Origin of the sequence: Enteractinococcus helveticum (assembly GCF_020742345.1) — a bacterium.
Lineage (GTDB): Bacteria > Actinomycetota > Actinomycetes > Actinomycetales > Micrococcaceae > Yaniella > Yaniella helvetica_A.
Map to the genome: position 1 here is coordinate 21705 of NZ_DYXC01000030.1, position 24113 is coordinate 45817.

Below are 24113 nucleotides of genomic sequence, written 5' to 3' on the forward strand. Positions count from 1 at the left end.
CTCTTTGTGACTCAGAATCAGTACACTAAAGCCCTCGACGACGCCGGCGTGTCACTGTGGCTAGATGACCTGTCTCGTGACCGCCTAACCTCCGGCGATCTACAAGAACTCATCGATACCAAAACCATTACGGGCGTCACTACGAATCCGGCGATCTTTGCTAAGGCACTGACCAGTGGTAACGCCTATGACAAACAACTCACGGAATTGGCGGCCTCGGGGGCAGATGCCACTACCGCCATCGTAGAAATGACCACCGACGATGTCCGCGCTGCCTGTGATGTCCTGGCCGATGTCTACGCTGCAACCGATGGCTACGACGGTCGGGTTTCGATCGAAGTTGATCCTCGACTCGCACGCAACACTGAGGAGACGGTTGCTCAAGCCATCGAACTCCAACAGAAGGTGGGCCGTGAAAATGTGATGGTCAAGATCCCTGCCACGACCGAAGGGCTTCCGGCGATCACTCGGGTTCTCGCCGAGGGCATCAGCGTCAATGTCACGCTGATCTTCTCCTTGACCCGATACCGCGAAGTTATCAACGCATGGCTTGCTGGATTAGAAGGGGCTCGCACCAACGGTCATGATTTGTCGAAGCTTCACTCAGTGGCTAGCTTCTTCGTATCCCGTGTAGACACCGAAATCGACAATCAGCTCGAGGCTGCTGAGCTGCCTGACAACCAGGTGCAGCAGCTGCGTGGTCGTGCAGGTATTGCCAATGCTCGGCTTGCCTACAGAATCTTTGAACAAGCTCAAGAAACGGAACGTTGGCAGTTGCTCGCCGCTTCCAACGCCCGATTGCAACGTCCGCTGTGGGCTTCCACAGGCACGAAGAACCCAGAGTATTCCGATGTGCGCTACGTCAATGGTCTCGTGGCTGAGCATACGGTCAATACCCTGCCAGAAGCCACGCTCAATGCCGTGGCTGATCACGGGGAGATCACCGATACCCGCATCCCGGAATATTACGAAATGGACGACGAAGACCTCGATGCGATAGCGCGTGCCGGAGTGGACTACAACCAGGTTGTAGAGAAACTCGAAGTAGAGGGTCTCGAAAAATTCGTTGACGCATGGAATGAACTCCTCACAGATATTGAGGAACAGCTCAAGCGCCACCAATAGACTCACAGAACACGACTGAGCCCGGCGCATAGCTTGCAGAATGCGCCGGGCTCAGTCGTGTTGCTAAGGCCTAGGCCTTGCCATATTAAGGAATAACGATCTGCTGTCCGGGATAAATCAGGACAGGGTCAGCAATCGTGGCTGCATTCGCTTCATACAAGGCCTGCCAACCACCGCTGACAGCATGTGCCTGAGCAATCTTTGACAGCGTATCCCCGGCTACTACCGTGTAGGTTTTGCCGCTGGGAGCAGCCTGCTGAGGTGTAGCTTCGGTTTGCTGCTGGACAGGCTGGGACTGCTGAGCTGGTTGTTCCGCAGGTGTCTGCTGCTGTTGGGTTTGCTGTTGTTGCTGGGCTGGCTGCTCTTGCTGAGCTTGTTCGCCAGAACCACCGGATGGCTGGGCGTTACCAGATAAGCCAAGCTGAGATGAGCAGGCTGGCCATGCGCCCCAGCCCTGCCCCTCGAGGACGTTTTCAGCGACAGCAATTTGTTGCTCGCGGCTGGCATCAGCTGGGTTTCCGGAGCCACCGTAGGCTTCCCAAGTTGACTGGCTGAACTGCAGCCCGCCGCGGTAGCCGTTACCGGTATCTATGTTCCAGTTACCGCCCGATTCACATTCGGCCAGCTGGTCCCAGGTACTGCCATTGTCCGCGTTCGCGGGGGCGGCAAAGCCCAGAAATGGCAGGGAAATCGCCGCAGCAGCGGCTAGCGATTTCGCGGCGAAGGTGCCGCGTGATGGTTTCTGCTTACGATGACGAGGTTGCGTCTTCACGTTTGGTCAATCCTTTCCTTCGCAATTTTGCGATAGGGATCTCATGTGCAGGCCATGGTTGGTCATCCTGAAGTTTTTTGATGAATATTTGAAGATGCCAACGGTACTGAAATGACCTGAGGTTGCCACACTACAGCTTCTCGATTTGTTATCAAACCGTGATGCAGTAAAACCACCTTTGAATGGTTCATCCCTCACGCTTTGCTGCACTCTGCGACTGTATTTGACCTTGTCAGAAGAAGGTTTATTTACTTTAAGTGTAGACCTTTTAATGCTCTGTGAATCACCTTGAGAAAACCTTAGGAATGTGCTTAATCCGTGACCTAGATAACAAAAAGGGGTGGAGAGGATTCCCTCAACCACCCCAATATCGACGTATTAGGCGACCGTCTTGCAGGTTAGAAGTCACCCGAGAAACGGGACATAATGCCAAGCACCAGGATGATGCCACCCCACAACACAGCCAGGGTGATCGTCAATCGGTTGAGATTTCGTTCAGCGACACCGGAAGAGCTCAGGCCACTGGTGACACCTCCGCCAAACATGTCGGACATGCCGCCACCACGGCCCTTATGCAGCAGAATGGCAAAGGCCAACGCGACTGACACGATCACTAAAATGATCTGGAGCACTAGTTCAAAATTCAACGGCTATTCCCATTCTTCAACGATTAATCGGTTACCAGGTGATGTTCGAACCTGACAATATTAGCAAATTCCTCATCGTCGAGGCTGGCTCCCCCGACCAAGACACCATCAATGTCACGTTCTCGCATAATGGCTGCGACGTTATCTGCCTTGACAGATCCACCATACAGCACACGGGTTGCCTGGGCGGTTTCGGTGTCATACAGTGCTGTGAGTTCTTGGCGAATCGCTGCACCCATTTCTTGGGCATCGGCTGGGCCAGCGACTTCGCCGGTACCAATGGCCCAGACGGGTTCATAGGCGATCACGAGTTGAGCAGCGTCAGCAGCAGCAACATCTTGAAGAGCCGCACGAAGTTGCTGCAGCGTGAAGTCGACGTGCTGTCCTGCTTGACGAGTCTCTAATCCTTCGCCGACGCATAAGATGGGAGTCAGGTCGTGTCGTAGCGCGGCCTGCAGTTTTGCCGCAACCACGGCGTCGGATTCTTGATGAATACTGCGGCGTTCAGAATGGCCGATGAGGACATAGGTGCACGCAAGTTTTTTCAGGAAATCGCCGGAGATATCGCCGGTATAGGCACCTGAGTCAAATTGTGACAAATCTTGGGCACCGTAGGTCAGCTCGAGCTTATCGGCCATGATCAGCGTTTGAACGCTGCGCAGGTCAGTAAACGGTGGGAAAACGGCAACCTGGACTTTGTCGAAGTCGTGATCGTGATCGGTCAGTGTCCACGACAGCTTTTGTACCAGAGAGACAGCTTGGAAGTGATCCAGGTGCATCTTCCAGTTGCCGGCAATCAGTGGGGTGCGAGTGTAGACACCGTCGGTCTTAGAGGTCAATGAAAGTACTCCTGTGTTGTGGGGTGATGGTATCCCGGAAAGATTATTTGGCCAGCGCGTCAATGCCTGGCAGGGCTTTGCCTTCCAGATATTCCAGGGATGCTCCCCCACCGGTTGAGATATGGCCAAACTGTTCGTCGTCAAAACCCAGAGCACGCACGGCTGCGGCTGAGTCGCCACCACCGACCACCGATAGGCCGTTGACTTTGCTTAGAGCTTCAGCGACCGTACGGGTTCCAGCGGCGAAGTTTTCCATCTCAAACACGCCCATCGGACCATTCCAGAACACTGTGGCAGATGCTGCAATATGTTCGGCGTAGATGTTGGCGGTTTCCGGACCGATATCTAATCCGAGGGCATCAGAGCCACCCGGACCGGAGGTCATGGCATCTACCGTCACCACGGCGTGGGCCGCATCTGCGCTGAAGGCTTCAGCTACAACGGTGTCTACGGGGACGACGATCTTTGCGGCGCCGGCTGCTGAACGGGCCAGGTAGTCTTTGACCACTGGGATTTGGTCCTCTTCTAATAGTGAAGAGGCGACGTCATATCCTTGGGCCTTCAGGAAGGTGTAGGCCATTCCGCCGCCGATCAGTAACGTATCGGCGCGATCCAGGAGGTTGTCAATGACTGCAAGCTTGTCCGACACCTTCGAACCGCCCAGTACGACTGTGTAGGGGCGCTTGGGCTCGAGGATGAGTTGGTTTAGGACATGAAGTTCGGTTGCGACCAGGGTGCCTTGGTAGCTGGGCAGGATGGTCGCGATGTCATAGACCGAGGCGTGTTTGCGGTGTACTGCACCGAATGCGTCGTTCACATATGCGGCGTGATCCCCGGCCAGGGCGGCGATTTCTTGGGCAAGCTCGGTGCGCTCGGTGTCGTTCTTGGACGTTTCGCGAGCATCGAAGCGGACGTTTTGCAATAGCAGAATCTGTCTTGGTTCCAGTTGTTGGGCGCGCTGTTGTGCATCGGGGCCGGTGATGTCGTCGGCCAGGGTCACAGGGATGTCAGTCAGCTCGCGCATGCGCTTGGCTACGGGGGCCAGTGAGAATTCTGGAGTGACGGTGCCGTTGGGGCGACCTAAGTGTGCCATGACAATGACTTTGGCCCCGGCTTCGGCCAGTTGAGTGATCACGGGTAGGCTGGCGCGGATGCGACCGTCGTCGGTGACTGTGCCTTCGTCCAGGGGACAATTGAGATCGGAACGAACTACTATGGTGCGTCCGGAAGCTGTGGGCAGCAGGTCACGAAGGGTTTGGGCCGTCATCAATCTTCTCTTTAGTCTCGACTAGTGGGTAGGGTCGCATGTGCGACCGTCACTATCTTAGTCATTTCGCTTGCGGTTTGGGTTATCACACACCAAGGGGACCTTTTGCCGGGTGGCAAAAGGTCCCCTTGGGTGAAGTGGTAGGCAACCGGCTAATCCGGTTGACTGACTAGTTTGGGGTCACAATCTGGGACGCGCCCGCGCGGGCAGCTTCGAAGCGTTTCTGGACGTCGGCCCAGTTGACGATGTTCCAGATGGCTTTGACATAGTCTGGTTTGACGTTTTGGTAGTCGAGGTAGAAAGCGTGCTCCCACATATCCAGCATGAACAGTGGAGTGGTAGCTACTGGGACACCGTTTTGTTGGTCGTAGAACTGTTCGATGACCAGGTTGCCACCGATTGGTTCATAGGCCAGGATGGCCCAGCCGGAGCCCTGGATGCCTAGCGCTGCAGCAGTAAACTGTGCCTGGAAGTTGTCGAAGGAACCGAAGTACTCGTCGATTGCAGCAGCCAGTTCACCGGTTGGTTTGTCGCCGCCGTCTGGAGACAGGTTGTTCCAGAAGATCGAGTGGTTGGTGTGTCCACCCAGGTTGAATGCCAGGTCCTTCGACAGCTGGTTGATGTTGCCAAAGTCGCCGGCTTCGCGAGCTGCGGCGAGTTTCTCCAGTGCAGTGTTTGCACCGTTGACGTAGGTATTGTGGTGCTTGGAGTGGTGCAATTCCATAATGCGACCTGAGATGTGCGGTTCCAACGCACCGTAGTCATAGGGTAGTTCTGGCAATGAATAAGTAGCCACGTGTTCCTCCTGGTAAGTACGGATGGTACTGAAGTATAAGTCTCAGCAAAATAGTTGGTTCTCTTATTTGAACCACTTTGTCTATCTTAGGCCGAGACCCCGGGGGGCTGGTCAAGTGCTGAACGCTTATCCGTTTGCGAACAGCGGTGTGATGTTAGTTGCGATCGCGCAGATCGTCCGGGACTGCTTCGTGGGTGTCAGGGATGCCTAAGTCCTTGGCACGCTTATCGGCCATGGCAAGTAGACGACGGATGCGCCCCGCAATCGCGTCTTTGGTCATGGGTGGTTCGGCCAAGCGTCCCAGTTTGTCCAGGGAGGCCTGCTGGTGTTCAACACGGAGCCTGCCGGCGTATTTCAGGTGGTCAGGAACGTCGTCGCCAAGGATTTCTAGGGCGCGGGTAACGCGGGCACTAGCGGCCACGGCGGCCTGAGCGGAACGGCGCAGGTTGGCGTCGTCAAAATTGGCCAGTCGGTTCGATGAGGAGCGGACCTCTTTGGTTGTGTGACGCTTTTGCCAAGTTTTCACGGTTTGTTCGGCACCCATGACCATGAGCAGTTTGGTGATGGTATCGGCGTCGCGGATGATGACCCGATCGGCTTGACGGATTTCGCGGGCCTTGGCTGTGACACCTAATCGGCGCGCGGCACCAACCAGGGCCAGGGCAGCTTCCGGCCCGGGGGCTACGACTTCAAGTGCCGAGGATCGTCCGGGTTCTGTCAGCAAGCCCTGAGAGAGGAAGGCTCCGCGCCAGGCGGCAGCAGCATCAGCCACAGTGCCGTTGACCACGGCCGGGGGCATGCCTCGTACGGGACGACCGCGCGGATCTAATAATCCGGTTTTGCGGGCGAGTTCAGCACCGCCTTCCATGATGCGCATGACATAGCGGGTGCCGCGTCGGGATCCGGAACCGGCCAGGGTGATCAGTTCGCATTCGGTGCCAAATGTGTCACGTAGTGTGATGTACAACCGGCGGGCCGCGGCCTCGTGGTCAAGTTCGGTTTCGATAATGAGTCGCCCGGGTAATAACTGCAATCCCCCGCCAAAACGGAGAATGCCAACAACCTCTGCTAAACGTTCGGAAAAGCGCGTCACAGGTACGCGCGCGAGTTCGTCTTTAGCGGTTGCGGTAAGTCCCATGGGCTGTTCACTATTCTTTCTTCGCGCACCGGCGCGAGCGGTTACTAATCTTCCTGGCGGTTAAGAACTAATGGAGTCGAAGGCCTCGGAGAACGCCACGGCGAGTCGCAGCGGATCGTGGACGTTGTCGCGATGCTCGTCCTTTACCTTACTAAACACCACGGTGGCGCCAAGTTTTTCCGCTGCCTGACAGAATTCATCGCGGTGATCATCGGTGACCACCGTCGGGTCGGCAATGATGACGTCGAGACGAAATTCTGGCGCATAGTAGTGCAATACCGACAGGTGTTCGGCGGCTGACATACCAACGGTTTCGGTGGTGGAGGGTTGCAGGTTCATGACCAGGCAGCGTTTGGCCGGGGTCTGGGCCAGCGCAGCGCGTTGTTCGGCCAGCAGCAGATGTGGCAACACCGAGGTGTACCATGAGCCGGGTCCAAGAATGACCCAGTCGGTGGAGTCAATGGCTTTCAGTGCTTGCGGGGTGGCCGGTGCATCAGCGGGAGTCAATTCTATGTGACTGACTCGGCCGCGGGCAGCGGTCTTGGCCAGGCGGTCCTGTCCGGTGACGTGGCGTTGTGTTAGTCTGCCGTCGCCCCCGTCGCCCAGCACAATGCCCGATATGGTCATTGGGGTGGTCGACATGGGTAACACGACACCACGGGCGCCGAGCAGTGCTCCAGCCCAGGCCAAACCATCGACCGGGTCGCCGAGCAGTTCCCACAGGGCGACGATCAGTAGGTTGCCCAGCGCGTGGTTGTCCAAAGTGCCGGGGTCGCCGTTGGTGGTGGCGGTTTTGAAGCGGTGCTGCATGGTGTCGCGCCAGGTACGGCCCCAGTCGGTGTCATCACACAGCGCGGCTAAGGCCATACGTAAATCTCCGGGTGGCAGGACATCCATTTCTTCACGGATGACCCCCGAGGAGCCGCCGTCATCGGCGACCGTGACCACCGCGGTGATTTCACCGGAGATCAGTCGCAGAGCGGAGAGTGTGGCGTAGAGACCGTGGCCGCCACCCAGAGCGGTCACGGAGAGATTTGGCGCATAGTGGCCAATGGTTGCGCGTTCTGGTCGATTGACGGGCGTCAGCGGAAGCTGCCCGGTTACATGCATGCTCATTCGCGCCCCATATCTCGGTGGCTCACGCGCACCCGCACTCCGGGGAAGCTACTCAGGCGGCGGGCGATTTCGTAAGTGATCGCCACGGAGCGGTGTTTGCCACCGGTGCAGCCAAACGCCAAGGTTGCGTAGTGCTTATTTTCGGCACGATATCCGGCGATGACCGGTTTCATCATTTCAACGTAACTTTCAATGAACTCCGTGACCCCGTCTTGGGACATCACATAATCGGCGACCTGGTGGTCTTGGCCGGTGTAGGGGCGCAGTGCGGGTACCCAGTGTGGGTTGGGGATGAAACGCACGTCGACCATGTAGTTCGAGTCTTGTGGGACGCCGTATTTAAAGCCAAATGACATGACGTTGAGTCGGATGACGATGGGCCCGGACTCGGTGAATAGTTCTGTGGTTTCGGTGGTCAGATCGTGGACATTGAAATCGGAGGTGTCCAGGAACATTTCGGCTTGCTCTCGCAGTTGTGCCATAAGGTCGCGTTCTCTGGCGATCCCATCGAGAATTGAGCCGTCACCTTGCAGCGGGTGTGGACGACGCAGGGTTTCGAAACGGCGAACCAGGGCCTCGTCGGAGGCGTCCAGGAAGAGCACCCGCAGCTCAGCACCATCGGTGCGCAACTGGTTCATGGCCTCTTGGAGGGATTCGAAAAATTCTTTGGAACGGACATCCACGACCAGGGCAAGTTTCAGCGGGGTGTCAGGGTTTTTGCCGATCAGCCCGGCCATTGTGGAAAATAATTGGGGTGGCAGGTTGTCTACGACATACCAGCCGAGGTCTTCAAGGGAGTGCGCGGCGGTGGTGCGTCCAGCACCCGACATGCCGGTGATAATCAGGACTTCTGCGGTGTCCGGTTTGACCGGTTCGAGTTCGGAGGTCATGAGTCAAGCTTACCTGGTTCTTGACGTGGCGAAGCTGTGGACAATGCGGTGTGAATCGTCTCGGCCAGTTTCGGACCGATCCCGGCAACGGCCTGAAGCTCCTCAATGCTGGCGGCCCGAATCTTCTTCAGGGAACCGAAATGTTTCAGCAGATCTTGGCGACGTCGCTGCCCGAGTCCGGGGACTTCATCCAGGGCCGAATGGATCATTGATTTGGATCGTTTGGTCCGGTGGGCCTGAATCGCAAACCGGTGGGATTCATCGCGTAGGCGCTGCAACAGATACAACCCTTGTGAAGTGCGCGGCAGCACCAGGGGAAATTCATCGCCGGGGATCCACAGTTCTTCCAAACGTTTGGCCAGCCCTACCACGGGGATGTCATCAATTCCTAAGTCCAGTAGAGCCTGTTGTGCGGCGTTGACCTGGGCTAATCCCCCGTCAACGACCACCAGGGATGGCGGGTAGGAGAATTTTTTGGGATCCCCGTTGTCTTCGGGGTCCAGTTCGCCGGAGAGTACCAGGGGTGCATCGGATTGTTCGCGCAGGTAGTTTTTGAAGCGTCGGGTCAGGACATCGTCCATGGCCGCGGTGTCATCGCGGGCGGCGTCCCCGGTGACATTGAATTTGCGGTAGTCGCGTTTCTTGGGCAGGCCATCTTCGAAGACCACCATGGATCCCACCACGTTTGTGCCCTGGACATGTGAGATATCGTAGGCCTCAATGCGTAACAGTGGTTGGTCGAATTCCAGGGCTTCTTGCAGCTCGCGCAGTGCTGCCGAACGCGCGGTGATGTCACCAGAGCGGCGGGATTTGTGCAGTCGCAGGGCGCCGTCGGCATTTTCTTGGACGGTCTCCATGAGTTGCCGTTTGGTACCGCGTTGGGGCACTCGCAGATCTACGTGGGCGCCGCGGCGTTGTGTCATCCAGGTTTCGACGTCGTCGGCATTTTCTGGCAGGACGGGAACCAGCACCTCGCGCGGAATACGCTCGGTATCTTCCATATCGCCATAGATTTGCAATAACAGCTGTTCCACGAGCTGGGGTTTGGTCGTGTCGTCGACTTTTTCGACTACCCAGCCGCGCTGGCCACGGATGCGTCCGTCGCGCACGTGAAAGACCTGAAAAGCGGCTTCCAGTTCGTCTTCGGCAAATGCGAAGATATCGGCTTCGGTGGTTTCTGGCAGGACGACGGCGTTGCGCTCGAAGACTTTTTTCAACGCTTCGATGTCGTCGCGATAGCGGGCGGCATCCTCGTAGCGCAGTTCAGCCACGGCTTGTTTCATGTGGTCTTCTAGCTCGCGTAAATATGGGCGGACATCGCCATTCATGAAGGCTACGAAGTCTTCGGCCAGAGCGTAGTGGTCTTCTTCCGAGATCCGGCCCACACAGGGAGCAGCACACTTATCGATATACCCCATGAGACACGGGCGGTTGGCCAATTGGGCGCGCCGGAATACCCCGGCTGAGCAGCTGCGGATTGGAAAGACACGCAGCATGCGGTCCACGGTCTCGCGGATGGCTTTGGCCGGGTAGAAGGGTCCGAAATATTTGACGCCTTTGCGTTTGTCTCCGCGCATGACCATGACTCGCGGAAATTTTTCGTTCATGGTCACGGCCAGATACGGGTAGGACTTGTCGTCGCGGTACATGATGTTGAACCGCGGGGTGAATTCTTTGATCCAGGTGTATTCGAGCTGGATGGCCTCTTGTTCGGAGGCGACGACGGTCCATTCCACCCCGGCGGCCATGTGCACCATGGTGCGGGTCTTGGGTGGCAGGGTGTTTGGGTTGACGAAATAGGAACCCAGTCGGGAGCGCAGGTTATTGGCTTTGCCGACGTAGATGATGCGGCCGTGTTCATCCTTGAAGCGATACACTCCCGGATCGGTGGGAATGTCGGAGGATTTTGGCCGGTAGGAGGCTGGATCAGCCAAGGTGGTGGGGTCTCCTTAGAAATTTAGGAGGCCGTTTCGTCTGGCCTCTTATTATAGGATGCTACGCGTTGTTGACCGGTCAGTTGCCCGATGGCGTCCATGATCCTATCGGTGGTCTGACGCCGGATGGGGAGGCTGTGTTTTGGTCCAAGTTTTTCAACGTGGATGGGTTCACCGACGCGGATCTGGAATTTGCGGGGCAGGATGATGTTGCGCCCGGGTGGTTGCAGTTTATCGGTGTCAATGAGTCCCACCGGGATCACTGGTGCCCCGGTGGTCAGTGCGAGCCAGCCGACGCCGGTGCGGCCGCGGTAGAGGCGGCCGTCACGGGAGCGGGTGCCTTCCGGGTAGATGCCAACGCCGTCACCGGCTTCAATAAAATCCACCAGCTGGTTCAGGGCGTTGACCGAGGCGGATTGGTCGCCGCGCTCGACCGGGATGGATCCCACGGCGTTGAAGAATCCGCTCATGATCTTGCCTTTGAGCCCGGGTTGGGTCCAGTAGTCGGCTTTGGCGAAGAAGCGTACTTGGCGGGGCAGCAGCGCCTGGATGATGACCGAGTCCAAAAATGACAGGTGGTTGCTGGCGACGATGAATCCGCCGGTGGCCGGGACGTGTTCGAAACCTGTTGTTTCAGGTCGTGCTCCCACTCGAAGCAGTGTGCGTACCGTGGTGCGCACCAGCCCAGTTTCGCCGATTGCCATGGTTCCCCTCCCTGCCATTGGACGGCAGCGTTTTTGGACGTGGACTCAATGATTCTACAACGTTAAGCGCGGAGCACTTCTGCTAAGAATCGTCCGGTGTGACTTGCAGACACCTTGGCAACGTCCTCGGGGGTTCCCGTGGCAACGATCTGGCCACCGCCGGAGCCACCTTCTGGGCCCAGGTCGAGGATCCAGTCGGCGGATTTGATGACATCCAGGTTGTGTTCGATCGTAATGACGGTGTTGCCTTTTTCGACCAGCCGGTTGAGCACGATGAGCAGTTTGCGGATGTCTTCGAAGTGCAACCCGGTGGTGGGTTCGTCGAGTACGTAGACCGATTTACCGGTTGCACGGCGTTGCAGCTCGGTGGCCAGTTTGACACGCTGGGCCTCACCACCCGACAGGGTTGTGGCGGGTTGGCCGAGGCGCACATAGCCCAGTCCGACGTCGACGAGCGTATTGAGGTGGCGGGCGATGCGCTGGTAGGGCGCAAAGAATTCCGCGGCCTCGTCGATTGGCATATTGAGCACTTCCGAAATGTTCTTGCCCTTATATTCAACCTCCAGCGTCTCTCGGTTGTAGCGGGCGCCGTGGCAGACCTCACAGGGGACGTAGACGTCGGGCAGGAAGTTCATTTCGATCTTCAGGGTGCCGTCACCGGCGCAAGCTTCACAGCGGCCACCTTTGACGTTGAACGAGAACCGGCCGGCCTTATACCCACGGACCTTGGCCTCTGGGGTGTCGGCAAATAGGTTTCGGATGTGGTCAAATACGCCCGTGTAGGTTGCGGCATTGGACCGCGGGGTGCGCCCAATTGGTGACTGGTCGACGTGGACCACCTTATCCAGTTGGTCTAGGCCCTTGACGCGGCGGTGACGGCCGGGAACGTGGCGTGCATGGTTGAGCTCATTGGCTAAGACCTTGTACAGGATTTCGTTGACCAGGGTGGATTTACCCGAACCGGATACTCCGGTTACCGCGGTGAAGACTCCCAGTGGGAATTTGGCTGATACGTTCTGCAGGTTATTTTCGCGCGCTCCGACAACTTCGACCTGACGGGCCGGGTCGATCGGGCGACGTTTGGGTGGAATCGGGATCTCTCGGCGGCCCGACAGGTAGTCGCCGGTCAACGACTCAGTATTTTCTAATAGCCCTTGAACGGAGCCGGAGTGGACAATATTGCCACCCTTTTCCCCGGCCTCCGGACCGATATCCACGATCCAGTCGGCTTCGGCAATGGTTTCTTCATCGTGTTCAACCACAATCAGGGTGTTGCCTAAATCGCGCAGCCGCAGCAGGGTACTAATCAGACGGCGGTTATCGCGCTGATGCAGCCCAATTGATGGCTCGTCAAGAACATAGAGCACCCCGACCAGACCCGAGCCGATCTGTGTGGCCAAGCGAATACGCTGGGCTTCCCCACCGGATAGCGTGCCGGCGGGGCGTTCCAGGTTCAGGTAGTCCAGTCCGACGTCGAGCAGGAACTTCAGTCGGGCTTTGATCTCAATGAGCACCTGATCAGCGATTTTGGCGTCGCGTGCTGACAGGTCAAGGTCACGCATGAAATTGATCGAGTCTTGCATTGGCATGGCCGAGACTTCAGCGATCGAGCGGCCACCCACCAGCACGGACAGTGACGTGGGGTTCAGACGTGCTCCCCCACAGGCCGGGCAGGCGACTTCGCGCATATACGACTGGTAACGATCGCGGGCTTGATCCGATTCAGCTTCGTCGTGTTTGCGTTTGACGTAGTCCATGACGCCTTCAAACCCGGTGGTGTAGCGGCGTTCACGTCCCCACCGGTTACGGTAGGACACTTTGACTTTGAAATCCTTGCCGTGCAGCAGCGCCTTCTTCGCGGCCTTTGGCAGGTCCTTGAACGGCGTGTCCATCGAAAAACCGACCTCTTCGGCCAGCCCGGACATCAACCGCTGCCAGTATTCGCGCGTACGCTTACCGATGTCCCACGGTGCGATGGCTCCTTCTTTGAGCGACAGATCAGGATCTGGGACGAGCAGTTCTTCGTCAACCTGCAGCTGCGATCCAATACCGGTACACGTCGAGCACGCTCCGAAGGGATTATTGAAAGAAAACGAGCGCGGCTCAATTTCGTCAATATTCAGAATGTGACCGTTGGGACAGGACAGTTTTTCCGAAAACGACCGGTACTTAGCGCGGCCCTCGTCGTCAACCGCAGTCCACTCACCGGTATTGCGCATCTCGGGATCAATCTCGGCGTCAATGTCCACATAGTCGACGACGACGATCCCGTCGGCCAATTCGAGCGCGGTTTCTACCGAGTCGGTCAGACGCTGGCGGATTCCCTCGCGGATGACTAGACGGTCGATGACCACGGCGATGTTGTGCTTGACCTGTTTTTGCAGTTTGGGCGGATCGATCAGCTGCACTTGTTCACCGTCGACAATGGCACGGGAGAAACCCTGGGCCGAGAGGTCAGCGAACAGGTCGACAAATTCGCCCTTGCGCCCGCGCACAACCGGTGCCAGGACTTGAAAACGCGTGCGTTCTTCCAGGGCGAGCAGCTGGTCTACGATCTGCTGCGGGGTCTGCTGAGAAGCCGGTTCGTGGCACTCCGGACAGTGCGGGACACCGATGCGCGCCCACAACAGGCGCATGTAGTCGTGAATCTCGGTGATTGTGCCAACCGTTGAGCGCGGGTTTTTCGACGTCGACTTCTGGTCGATCGAGACCGCCGGGGAGAGCCCTTCAATGAAATCGACCGAGGGCTTATCCACTCGGCCTAAGAACATGCGCGCGTATGACGATAGGGATTCGACGTAGCGTCGTTGGCCTTCGGCGAAGATGGTGTCAAAGGCCAACGAGGATTTTCCGGACCCGGAGAGTCCGGTGAAGACCACGAAAGCATCTCGTGGAATGTTGAGGTTCACGTTTTTGAGGTTGTGTTCACGCGCACCCTGAACCACGATCCGGTCAGGCTCGTGGGCCCCGATAACGGCTTTAGTCTGCGTTGTGTCAGGTGTCACGTTATTTGAAACCTGGAGACCTGCAGCGCCGTCAATATTATGTGTGGTGGTCAAGTACTCAGTCCCTCGAGTCGTTCAAGACAGTAGAAAACTAGACTTCCAGAATAGATCAATTCTCGGTATTGCATCACGTTGCTAGGCCTTTCGCGCTTAGTTTTCGTCGAAAGCAAAGGACCCGGACAGCAGTGGGCTATTCGCTACAACACGACGGAACGTGTAAATTAGCGTTCATGTCCAAAACGTCGTCACCTATTGGTCCCATCAAGGTTTTATACAACCTGCCCCAGGTCACCATCCGAACCCGTTCGGTTTCTGAGATGGATAATAACGTCTACCTTATTACGTCCAAGACCACCGGCGCCCAGGTTCTTATTGATGCTGCCGATGAGCCCGACGCGATTATGGAGCTGATCGAATCGGCCACCGTGGACACCCCTTGCGATCTGGATTTGGTGTCGGTGATTACTACGCATCAGCACTGGGATCACATCCGTGCGCTGCCAGAAATTGTTGAGCGTACCCAGGTTCCCACCTCCGCAGGAACCCCTGACGCCGCGGCAATCTATGAGGAAACCGGCATCCGCGCCAAGGTCGAGCTACACCACGGTGATAAGGCCCAGTTCCCGGGCATCGAGCTCGACGTGATCGGACTCCGCGGGCATACCCCCGGCTCGGTGGCCCTAGTCTATGTGCCCAACGGTGACGAGCCGACCATTATCTTTTCCGGAGATTCACTATTCCCCGGGGGCGTAGGCAACACGTGGGACGACGCCGAACGCTTCAATTCCCTGCTAACCGACGTCACCGAACGGATTTTTGCCCGGTACGACGACGACACGGTGATCCTGCCCGGCCACGGCGGCAGCACCGTGCTGGGTGCTGAGCGCCCACACCTGGACGAGTGGCGTGCACGCGGCTGGTAAGAACCGCGGGACGACGATACGAGTCGCGCTCAGACCAAAAACCGTTGACCACCTGGCGAAGTAGTCAACGGTTTTTCTGTGTCGCGCCCGTTAGATGAAATAGTCCAGTTCCTTGTGCCCGACCACAAAGATCCGGCGGAATGGGTACACGGTGACTTCTTGACCGTCCGGACCAATATATGGCGGGTATGCGGCAACCATTTCGGCCTTATACCGGGTCACGAATGCGTCGTGGAGGTTCGTGGCGTGTGCGTCATCGTGCTCTTGGAGTTTCTGCAGCACAGGGCGCAGTGCTGCACCTTTGACCCAGTCATAGACCGGATCTGGCCCGCTGAGCACCTGGTGGTACGTCGTCTCCCAGACATTTGGACGGAAACCGTGTTCCAGCAGCATGTGCGTGTAGTCCTCCACCGAATGCACAGTTTCGCCGGTGTAGGCCGAGTCTTTAGCCAAGGAAAAGCGTTCTTCGGAGGCCAGTTCACCGATGTACTGGTGCGAACGAGCCACGGAGTTACCGGGTACTTGCATGGCAAACCAGGCGCCGGGTTTCAGGGTTTTGAGCCAACCGGAGATAATATTGATGTGGTTGGGAATCCACTGGAACATCGCGTTGGAGACAATGACGTCGGTGTCGGCCGGCGGCGTCCACGAACCGGCTTCCTGCTGGCCGAAGGAGACGTTGGCCCAGGCGTTGTCGTCACGAGAAGCGACTAACTGTTCGGCGTCGGCAATCATTTCGGCTGAGGCATCGTAGCCGGTGATATTGGCCTGTGGCCAGCGATCGGCTAGGGTCACGGTCATATTGCCGGGACCGCATCCCATATCAAATACCAGTTGCGGGGCATCCAGTTGGACGGCGTTGGTCAAGTCCACAAAGGGCCGGGCTCGGTGGCCGGCGAAGTGCGCATACTGGGCGGGATCCCATACGAAGTTTTCCATGTGATCAGCCTAAACGGGCGTGCTGAGTTCCCAAGAGGGGCGCGTTATGAATCGCAATGTTCGCGAAGCCTTCGGCACAAGAATTGGGCACTAGGATGGGTTAGGTGCAACTGACTGATTTTATTCCTGATCCTGACCACGGCGAAGACCTCGAGCCAGTATTGCTGTACGATCGGTTTGTTGAATGGACAACCCATCGCGGCATTGAGCTGTATCCGGCCCAAGATGAGGCCGTGACCGAACTGGCCGACGGCAAGAACGTCATCATGGCCACCCCGACGGGGTCCGGCAAGTCTATGGTTGCACTGGCCGCCCACTTTTATGCACTGGCCATGAATCAACGCAGCTATTATACGGCGCCGATCAAAGCCCTGGTGTCGGAGAAGTTCTTTGACCTCATTGAGATCTTTGGCGCCGAGCACGTCGGCATGGTCACCGGGGACTCAGCGATTAATCCGGATGCACCCATTATTTGTTGCACCGCTGAAATTCTGGCCATCCATTCGCTGCGGGAGGGTTCCGGTTTGGACGTCGGGCCGGTGGTTATGGATGAGTTTCATTTCTATGCAGACCCGCAACGCGGTTGGGCTTGGCAGGTGCCACTGTTGGAATTACCCCAGGCACAATTCGTGTTGATGTCGGCAACCCTGGGTGATACGACGTTCTTTGAGGAGTCTTTGACCCAGCGCACGGGGCGTGACACCGTGACCGTCTCCTCTGCAACCCGGCCGATCCCGCTGTATTTTGAATACTCTGAGCTGCCGGTGCAGCAACAAATTGAGGCGCTGGTCGAATCCAGCCTATCGCCGATTTATATTGTGCACTTTTCTCAGTTGGACGCCGTTGAGCAGGCCTCAAATCTGGCCTCTATTTCGGTGACGACGCGCGCCGAGAAGGACCAGATTGCCCAGATCATCAAGGACTTCAGGTTCACCTCGGGTTTTGGTAAGACCCTGAACCGGTTGATTCGTCAGGGCATCGGCGTCCACCACGCCGGGATGCTACCCAAATACCGCCGGCTCGTAGAGCGCCTCGCCCAGGATGGCCTGCTGAAGGTCATTTCTGGTACCGATACGCTTGGTGTGGGCATCAACGTGCCGATTCGTACGGTGTTAATGACCGGGTTATCGAAGTTTGACGGCAATAAACAGCGTCATCTCAATGCGCGCGAGTTCCACCAGATCGCCGGGCGGGCCGGGCGTGCCGGATTCGATACAGCGGGTACCGTCGTCGTCCAGGCCCCCGAGCATGTGATTGAAAACCAGCAGGCCGATGCCAAGGCCGCCGAGAAATTTGCGAACATTAAAAATGCCGAAGAACGGGCGCGCCGGATTGCGCAGTCTTCGAAATCGCAACCGAAAAAGTCCCCACCCAAGGGCTTTGTGTCCTGGTCGAAGGCCACATTTGAGAAATTGGTCGCCGCCGAACCCGAGCCGATGGTCTCGCGGATGCGCATCACCCACTCGATGCTGCTCAATATTCTGGCCCGACCGGGCAACCCGGTGACCGCGGTGCGCCGGATGATCCTGCGATCGGCCGAAACCAAAGCCTCCAAGGCGGCACTGCAGCGCCGGGCGATTGGGATTCTGCGTGAACTGATGGTAACCGACGTCGTCGAAGTCCAAGACGAACCCGATGCATGGGGCAACCGGTTGGAGCTGACCGTCGAGTTGCAGGCCGATTTCGCACTGAACCAGCCGCTGAGCCCCTTCGCGCTGGCCGCATTCGAGCTGCTGGAGGCAGAGTCACCGACCTACGCCGTCGATATGGTCTCCATTATTGAGGCCACGCTCGAGGCACCGCGCCAGGTGCTGACCGCCCAATTGCGCAAGATCCGTGACGAAGAAATGGCTCGGATGCGCGCCGACGGGTATGAGTATCACGAGCGGATGAATGTCCTGGATAAACTCACCTACCCGCAACCGTTGGCCGAGCTGTTGGATCAACAGTTTGAGATCTACCGTCAGGGTGCGCCGTGGTTAGCCGAATTTGAGCTGCAACCCAAGTCCGTGGTGCGTGACATGTATGAGCGCGCAATGGGTTTTGGTGACTACGTGAACTACTACGGTATTGCCCGTTCGGAGGGCGTGCTGCTGCGGTATCTCACCGATGCGGCCAAGGCCCTGCGCCAGACAATCCCCCAGGAGTTGCGCACCGAGGAACTCGACCTGCTCCAAGAATGGCTCGAGACCATTATTGTCACAACCGACTCGTCGCTGCTCGAGGAATGGGAACACATGATGGCCGACGACGTCGACCAACTCATCGCCGACCACGAGTCACTCTCCCCGCCCGAGCCACCGAAACTTACCGATACGGTCGGAGTGTTTACGGTCATGCTGCGCAATGCGATGTTCCACCGGGTTGAGCTATTCGGCGACGAACAAGACGCCCGCCTCGAAGCACTGGATCATTTGCCCGACGGCGCAATACCCTACACTTGCGATAATTGGGCCGATGCGCTGGACGATTACTTTGGCGCCTACGAGGACCTCGATGACTCCCCGGCCGCCCGCTCCCCCGAATTCTTCCGCATCGACAAGGCTCCGAAGTTGTCGTCGGCGGAAATGGCCGATGTGGGCGCCCAGGACGGGGACTACTGGCTGGTCACCCAGGTGCTCGTGGACCCACAGGGTAACTACGACTTTGGGATCAACGCCGTCGTCCACCTCGAGGCATCCAATGAGCAAGGCTCCCCCGCCGTCACCACACTGTCGGTGGGGGCCCCACTGTTATGAGGCACCGCTGACGCCCGGTGCACCACGACTGAGCCCGAATACGGTCCACGCGCTGTGGGACTGTGGGAAGATTTCGCAGCGCCCGTTGACAACCCACCCGACACATCAGGAGACCCATGGCCACCGCCCCGCACACTGTAGGTTCCCCCTCCCGAATGCACGATGGCACCGGGATACGTGACCACTATTTCACCGTGCCACTGGATCACCAGGTCCCCGACGGCGAAGAACTGACCGTGTATGCGCGCGAATTTTTTACCGAGGACGGCGGTGAAAACAAGCCCTGGCTCTTGTATTTGCAGGGTGGGCCGGGTGGAAAAGGAACCCGACCAGCTCGCATAAGCGGCTGGATGGCCGAGGCACTGAAACACTACCGGGTGCTGATGCTGGATCAACGCGGCACCGGATTATCCACCCCGATCAACCGGCACACGTTAATTGCTCGCGGTAGACCCGCCGACCAGGCCCGGTACCTGACGCATTTTCGGGCCCCGGATATCGTAGCCGACGCAGAAGCGATCCGGCACGCACTGGGGGCTGACCCTTGGGTCACACTGGGCCAGTCTTTTGGGGGATTCTGCACGCTGACGTACTTATCCTTTGCACCTGAAGGCCTAGCAGGATCGATGATCACCGGCGGTATCCCACCGCTGGCTGGACCCGCCGACCAGGTGTATCAGGCCACCTATCGCAAGATGCGCGCCCGCAACCGCGAATATTTCCGCAGGTTTCCCAAGGACCTGGAGATTTTGGCGAAGATTTATTCTCGCGTGCGCTGCAACGACGTCGTCTTACCCGATGGTTCCCCACTAACGGTTGGGCGTGTCCAAGCCCTGGGCATGTACCTGGGCGGCAACACCCGGATCGATGCGCTGCACTATGTGCTGGAAGAGGCCTTCGTTGCCGGCACCGATACCCTGTCGGACACGTTTTTGACGGCCGTCTACCAGCAGGTCTCGCGCGCCACGAACCCGCTGTATTTGATCCTGCACGAGGCCATTTATGCACAACCTGGGGCCCAACCCACAGCTTGGGCAGCCCAACGCGTGCTCGCCGATTTCCCGGACTTCAACCCCAAGAAGGCCGATACTCCCCTGCTCACCGGTGAGATGTGTTTCGACTGGTACACCGAGCTGGATCCAGCCCTACAACCCGTAGCCCGGGCAACCCAGCTGATTGCCGACTGGACACAGTGGGGCCCACTGTATGACCTCGACCAACTCGCCGCTAACCAGGTACCCGTGGCCGCGTTGGTGTATACCGACGACGTTTACGTGGATCGTGACCTCTCCCTTGCCGCCGCCGAACAGGTCACGAATCTGCACGTTTGGGAGTCCGACCGGTGGCACCACGACGGCCTTGGTGAAGCCGGGGCCGAGATTTTCGCCCGCCTCCACCAGATGATCCAGCGCAACTAGCATCCGTGCCCGGGTATTTTACACACCGCGGCCCCGCGCCTTCCGGTGTTTTCCACAGCCGGTGCGATGTGGCGAAGTTTTCCACCAGCTGGCGCACTTCTTGCACCATTACGTCGGGCGGTCCTTAGGCTGGATTCAACGCAACAATACTCAGCCGGGTGATGGGGAGGTGAGCACCATGGTGACGCGGTTACCGGATACCGACGGCCTGATTTCTGAGGTGGAACTTGATGCTCTGTCGCCTGGTGAACTCCAAGCCCTGGCCCTACGCATCGTGCAAAAACAACAGCTCAAGCTGTCAACCCCGGAGGCCTACGAATCATTCGCTCGCCACACTTACGCGTCTGGAGCGGATTGGGGCACTGTCTGGCTCAACGACCCTGTCAAAAACCATCATGACGACGACGCGGACGTTTCTCAGGGAAAACACGCAGGACCGACCCCGGTGCCACCGGATGAGTTCTTCAATACTCTGCCCGGATTTGTGGACAACCTCGTCACCGCACGGCGTGTCCAAGACGCCATCATCGCTCAGCTCACGGGTTTCGCTGAAAAAGCGTATCTCTTTGATCGGGACACCATGCTGGGTATCCCCGCCAAGGTGAATCTCCACAAGACCGGCAAGCGCTGGCTGGCCGAGCGGTTTCAACTCGAGACCCGCCAGATTTCCAAGTTCTATAACCGGGCAGCCCTTGTCACCGGTGATTTGGAAACCATCGATCGATTGGCCACAGAGCCGTTACTCCCCGAAATGGCAGCAGCCTATACTGCCGGGGAGATCCCTTCCGAAAATATGGACCGGATGAGTCAGATTGCGAACCGATTTTTTGATTTTTATCACGCGGTGGGACTGAGCAAGGACAATGCCAAAGAGATCCTAAAAACCATGGATCCATTCTTCACCGACGCTGCCAAACAGCTGCGACCCCAAGAGTTGGCACAACAAGCAACTGGGTGGCTCAACCAAATCGCCCATATTGTTGATCCTGACGGGCCACCACCAGAACAGCGCTTGACCAAGGTCAAAAACTCGCTAACAACGCGTATCGTAAACGGCAAGCTCCACGTCAACATTATTACCGACGTCGTAAATCTTGAACTCATCGAAGCGTTGATTCTTGCAGGACTCAATTTCAAGGCCAACCAAGATAAGTTCCGACCGGATGAGGATCATTCTGAAGCTGATACCGCTGAAACCGCTACAAATAACGACAGCACGGAGTTTGACTCAGAGTCGGAGCCTGCACCCGCCACCTCATCAAATACCTTCGATGACGACGCAGATCAAGAAGAAGATGAAGTGGGTCTTGATGGCTCGGAATCAAGTACTGCCGATCGGAACGCTCAGGAACGCCTCGGAGCCTTCCATCAGCGTATGGATGATGCTGTCAATGACGAAGAAACGTTCATCGAGACCGAAGATGGCACCAAACTTACTCGGGAGCAGACTCGCAAACTTGATCCGCGGTCCCGCGATGAAAAGGCCCACGATATCTTTCTGACCATACTCAAAGCCCAAGGGAAACGCTCCCCAGGTGCCGAAGGCATGACGGAGTATAAACGAGCTCCCGCCATCTTGTGGACCGTGATGGACTACGAAACACTGCTGCAAATTCACCGCGACCGGTTACCCCAGCAATACCATCTTGATGAACAGTTCACGCGCAGCCCCGGCATGGCTGGATTTGACCCAGGACCGCCACGGAGACTCGATCCTCTCGAAGCAATCGTTGATGAACATGTTCCACCGGGAACAACCGATCCGGAACAACTCTTGGGTGCCGACCCCGTCTTGGGTCGTGTGTGGCGCCAAAAGTCAACAGACCCTCCGGACGATCACGATGATGTCAGCAATGACAAAGCTGAACATCAGCAACAACGAGGCCATCCATATGTCTCACACCGGTTTCAAACGGGAACTATTGCTCTGGCGGCCGTACTACAGGATCTGTGCGATGCCAAAATAATCCCGGCGATCTTCAACCAGGGTGGCGTCCCACTATTCCTTGGAAAAGGGAAACGTCTCTTTAGCGATCAGCAGATCCTAGCTGCCGCCATGCTGGGCGGATGTCGCGGCCCCGGCTGTCGAGTCCCTCCGGCATGGACTGAAGGCCACCATGGGATCTATTGGTTCCACGATGGTGGAACCAATACCACCAACCTCATCCTGTTATGCAACGCCTGTCATACCCACGTCCACCAAGGTGTTTGGACCCCAACATGGAATGACGACGGTGTCTTGTACTGGATTCCAGCCCCATGGCTGGATCCCGCCCAGACCCCGATTCGAAATACCTACTGGGACGACTAGCACTCCGGACAGTCACAGGATCAGTGCAAAGAATTGCTCGCCCGGACGAAGCATCCTGGCGAGCAATACTATGATTCAATTAGTCACGAGCTTCTGAATCTTCGTTATCTTTTCCATTGGTATTCGGGGCAAGGACCGGACCGTCGCTAGTGACAATACGTTGTGACATTAACGCTGGGATGCCTCGACGGTTGGCGTCCTCCAACCGGGTTTCGTGAGCGAGTCGAATAATAGCCGACCACTGATCTTTATGTTCAATAAGTTCTTCAAGATACCGGTGTTCGGTCTCTTGGGCACGATGGGTCCAGAAATCCATCTTTTCTGCAGCTTCCTGACGTTGCTCTACTGTGGCATCTTCTGGCAGCAGCGTGTAGCGGTGGGCAAATTTCTCAGCGTTTTGCAGTGCACGGAGTGCCTTGCCCTTCGGGCTGAGCAATGAGAAGGCGATGGTAGTGATAAGGATCCCGATAATGACGAGCAACGAGAATCCAGTGCTGATTTCGATCACCGGCACATCTTCGCCGTCGTTGATGAATGGCAGATTGTTCTGGTGCAATGCGTGCAGCATGAGCTTGACCCCGATGAATCCGAGAATCGCAGCCAAACCGTATCCCAGGTAGACCAGTCGATCAAGCAGACCGTCGATGAGGAAGTACAACTGACGCAGACCCAGCAGCGCGAATGCGTTGGCTGTGAAGACGATGTATGACTCTTGTGTTAGCCCGAAAATAGCAGGAATCGAGTCAAGCGCGAAGATAAGGTCGGTCACGCCAATGGCAACCATGACAAGCAGCATTGGGGTAAATAGGCGCTTGCCGTCTAACCGGGTGATGATTTTGTCGCCGTCATAGTGTTCTGCAACTGGCAAGACTTTTCGGGCAAACCGGACCAGGGCGTTATCTGCTTCAGATCCTGCTTCTTCCGCGGATGAGAACTCAGATTTGAGCTGTTGTCCAGCCAGCAGCAGGAGGAAAATACCGAAGATGTAGAACGCATCTGACCACCACTCAAGAATGGCGGCACCCAGCAGAATGAAGATTGTGCGGCTGATGAGCGCAAACGTAATACCAAACAGCAGGACCTTTTGCTGGAATTGCCGGGGTACAGCGAAACTCGTCATGATGATCATGAACACGAAGAGGTTATCAACGGATAACGCCTTCTCTGTGATGAAGCCGGCATAATATTCGATCGCGTGATCCGTGTCGCCCAAGGCAAAGAACACGAGACCAAAAGCCAGTGCTACCCCAACATAGATGCTCGACCAAATTGCCGCCTCTTTGAGAGTGGGGGTGTGGGCTTTCCGGACGTGGAAAAAATAGTCAAAGAAGACTAACCCGATAATGGCTGCAATTGTGACAGCCCAAGTAAGCCCGGTAATCTCCATGAAAGGGAGTCCTTCCTAGTTTTTAGGTAACTTCAATTCCACAAGTCTCTCCCCCGACGTAACAACGGGGTCCGTACCCGGCCGAACAACGGTGTTCGACGTGTTGACGTGCACGGAGCTTCTGGGATACTCCCTTGTTCTGCACCGACTATATCAGGAAACGG

At 57.1% G+C, this 24113-nt stretch carries 18 protein-coding genes; 5 read left to right on the forward strand and 13 right to left on the reverse strand.

Annotation, left to right across the window (positions count from 1 at the left end):
* Nucleotides 1-6: 6 nt before the first annotated feature.
* Nucleotides 7-1125, forward strand: coding sequence for a transaldolase (tal, locus tag K8V32_RS02485; RefSeq protein WP_303902356.1), 1119 nt, complete (start codon nucleotides 7-9; stop codon nucleotides 1123-1125).
* A gap of 85 nt (nucleotides 1126-1210) precedes the next feature.
* Here the strand turns inward: tal and K8V32_RS02490 are convergent, their stop codons facing one another.
* From K8V32_RS02490 to uvrA, 11 genes are all read right to left on the reverse strand, one after another.
* A complete protein-coding gene (locus tag K8V32_RS02490; protein WP_303902359.1) occupies nucleotides 1211-1897 on the reverse strand; it encodes a LysM peptidoglycan-binding domain-containing protein in 687 nt (228 codons plus the stop codon).
* Nucleotides 1898-2295: 398 nt separating this feature from the next.
* Nucleotides 2296-2544: a preprotein translocase subunit SecG gene (secG, locus tag K8V32_RS02495; protein ID WP_303902362.1), complete on the reverse strand. Its 249-nt coding sequence runs from the start codon at nucleotides 2542-2544 to the stop codon at nucleotides 2296-2298.
* Nucleotides 2545-2567: 23 nt separating this feature from the next.
* On the reverse strand, nucleotides 2568-3383 hold the full coding sequence (gene tpiA, locus K8V32_RS02500) for a triose-phosphate isomerase (RefSeq protein WP_303902365.1): 816 nt from the start codon (nucleotides 3381-3383) through the stop codon (nucleotides 2568-2570).
* 43 nt (nucleotides 3384-3426) lie between these two features.
* Nucleotides 3427-4650 (reverse strand): phosphoglycerate kinase, encoded by a 1224-nt coding sequence (locus K8V32_RS02505; RefSeq protein ID WP_303902367.1) that lies wholly within the window; start codon nucleotides 4648-4650, stop codon nucleotides 3427-3429.
* A 169-nt stretch (nucleotides 4651-4819) separates the two neighbouring features.
* On the reverse strand, nucleotides 4820-5446 hold the full coding sequence (locus tag K8V32_RS02510) for a superoxide dismutase (RefSeq protein WP_303902370.1): 627 nt from the start codon (nucleotides 5444-5446) through the stop codon (nucleotides 4820-4822).
* Between the two features lie 154 nt (nucleotides 5447-5600).
* The gene (gene whiA, locus K8V32_RS02515) at nucleotides 5601-6584 is read right to left on the reverse strand and encodes a DNA-binding protein WhiA (RefSeq protein WP_303902373.1); all 984 of its coding nucleotides are present in this window, start codon (nucleotides 6582-6584) and stop codon (nucleotides 5601-5603) included.
* A 60-nt stretch (nucleotides 6585-6644) separates the two neighbouring features.
* Nucleotides 6645-7700 carry a gluconeogenesis factor YvcK family protein gene (locus tag K8V32_RS02520; RefSeq protein ID WP_303902376.1) on the reverse strand — a complete coding sequence of 352 codons (1056 nt, stop codon included), beginning with the start codon at nucleotides 7698-7700 and terminating at the stop codon, nucleotides 6645-6647.
* Nucleotides 7697-8590 carry an RNase adapter RapZ gene (gene rapZ / locus K8V32_RS02525; protein ID WP_303902379.1) on the reverse strand — a complete coding sequence of 298 codons (894 nt, stop codon included), beginning with the start codon at nucleotides 8588-8590 and terminating at the stop codon, nucleotides 7697-7699. The genes K8V32_RS02520 and rapZ overlap by 4 nt, the downstream gene beginning before the upstream one ends.
* Nucleotides 8587-10524 (reverse strand): excinuclease ABC subunit UvrC, encoded by a 1938-nt coding sequence (uvrC, locus tag K8V32_RS02530; protein ID WP_303902382.1) that lies wholly within the window; start codon nucleotides 10522-10524, stop codon nucleotides 8587-8589. Before uvrC ends, rapZ begins: the two co-directional genes overlap by 4 nt.
* A gap of 23 nt (nucleotides 10525-10547) precedes the next feature.
* Nucleotides 10548-11228, reverse strand: a complete 681-nt coding sequence (locus tag K8V32_RS02535) for a lysophospholipid acyltransferase family protein (protein WP_303902385.1) — start codon at nucleotides 11226-11228, stop codon at nucleotides 10548-10550.
* Between the two features lie 62 nt (nucleotides 11229-11290).
* On the reverse strand, nucleotides 11291-14233 hold the full coding sequence (gene uvrA / locus K8V32_RS02540) for an excinuclease ABC subunit UvrA (RefSeq protein ID WP_303902457.1): 2943 nt from the start codon (nucleotides 14231-14233) through the stop codon (nucleotides 11291-11293).
* A gap of 230 nt (nucleotides 14234-14463) precedes the next feature.
* Here uvrA and K8V32_RS02545 point away from each other — a divergent pair, with 230 nt between their 5' ends.
* Nucleotides 14464-15156, forward strand: coding sequence for an MBL fold metallo-hydrolase (locus tag K8V32_RS02545; RefSeq protein ID WP_303902388.1), 693 nt, complete (start codon nucleotides 14464-14466; stop codon nucleotides 15154-15156).
* A 90-nt stretch (nucleotides 15157-15246) separates the two neighbouring features.
* Here the strand turns inward: K8V32_RS02545 and K8V32_RS02550 are convergent, their stop codons facing one another.
* Nucleotides 15247-16095 (reverse strand): methyltransferase, encoded by an 849-nt coding sequence (locus K8V32_RS02550; protein ID WP_303902391.1) that lies wholly within the window; start codon nucleotides 16093-16095, stop codon nucleotides 15247-15249.
* 104 nt (nucleotides 16096-16199) lie between these two features.
* On the opposite strand from K8V32_RS02550, the gene K8V32_RS02555 reads away from it, so the two are divergent.
* The 3 genes from K8V32_RS02555 to K8V32_RS02565 all read left to right on the forward strand — a co-directional run bounded on the left by K8V32_RS02555 (nucleotide 16200) and on the right by K8V32_RS02565 (nucleotide 22562).
* Nucleotides 16200-18833, forward strand: a complete 2634-nt coding sequence (locus K8V32_RS02555; RefSeq protein WP_303902394.1) for a DEAD/DEAH box helicase — start codon at nucleotides 16200-16202, stop codon at nucleotides 18831-18833.
* 116 nt (nucleotides 18834-18949) lie between these two features.
* Nucleotides 18950-20251, forward strand: coding sequence for an alpha/beta fold hydrolase (locus tag K8V32_RS02560; protein ID WP_303902397.1), 1302 nt, complete (start codon nucleotides 18950-18952; stop codon nucleotides 20249-20251).
* 178 nt (nucleotides 20252-20429) lie between these two features.
* Nucleotides 20430-22562, forward strand: coding sequence for an HNH endonuclease signature motif containing protein (locus K8V32_RS02565; protein WP_303902399.1), 2133 nt, complete (start codon nucleotides 20430-20432; stop codon nucleotides 22560-22562).
* Nucleotides 22563-22641: 79 nt separating this feature from the next.
* On the opposite strand, the gene K8V32_RS02570 is transcribed toward K8V32_RS02565, so the two are convergent.
* Nucleotides 22642-23949: a TerC family protein gene (locus tag K8V32_RS02570; RefSeq protein ID WP_303902402.1), complete on the reverse strand. Its 1308-nt coding sequence runs from the start codon at nucleotides 23947-23949 to the stop codon at nucleotides 22642-22644.
* Between the last annotated feature and the right edge of the window lie 164 nt (nucleotides 23950-24113).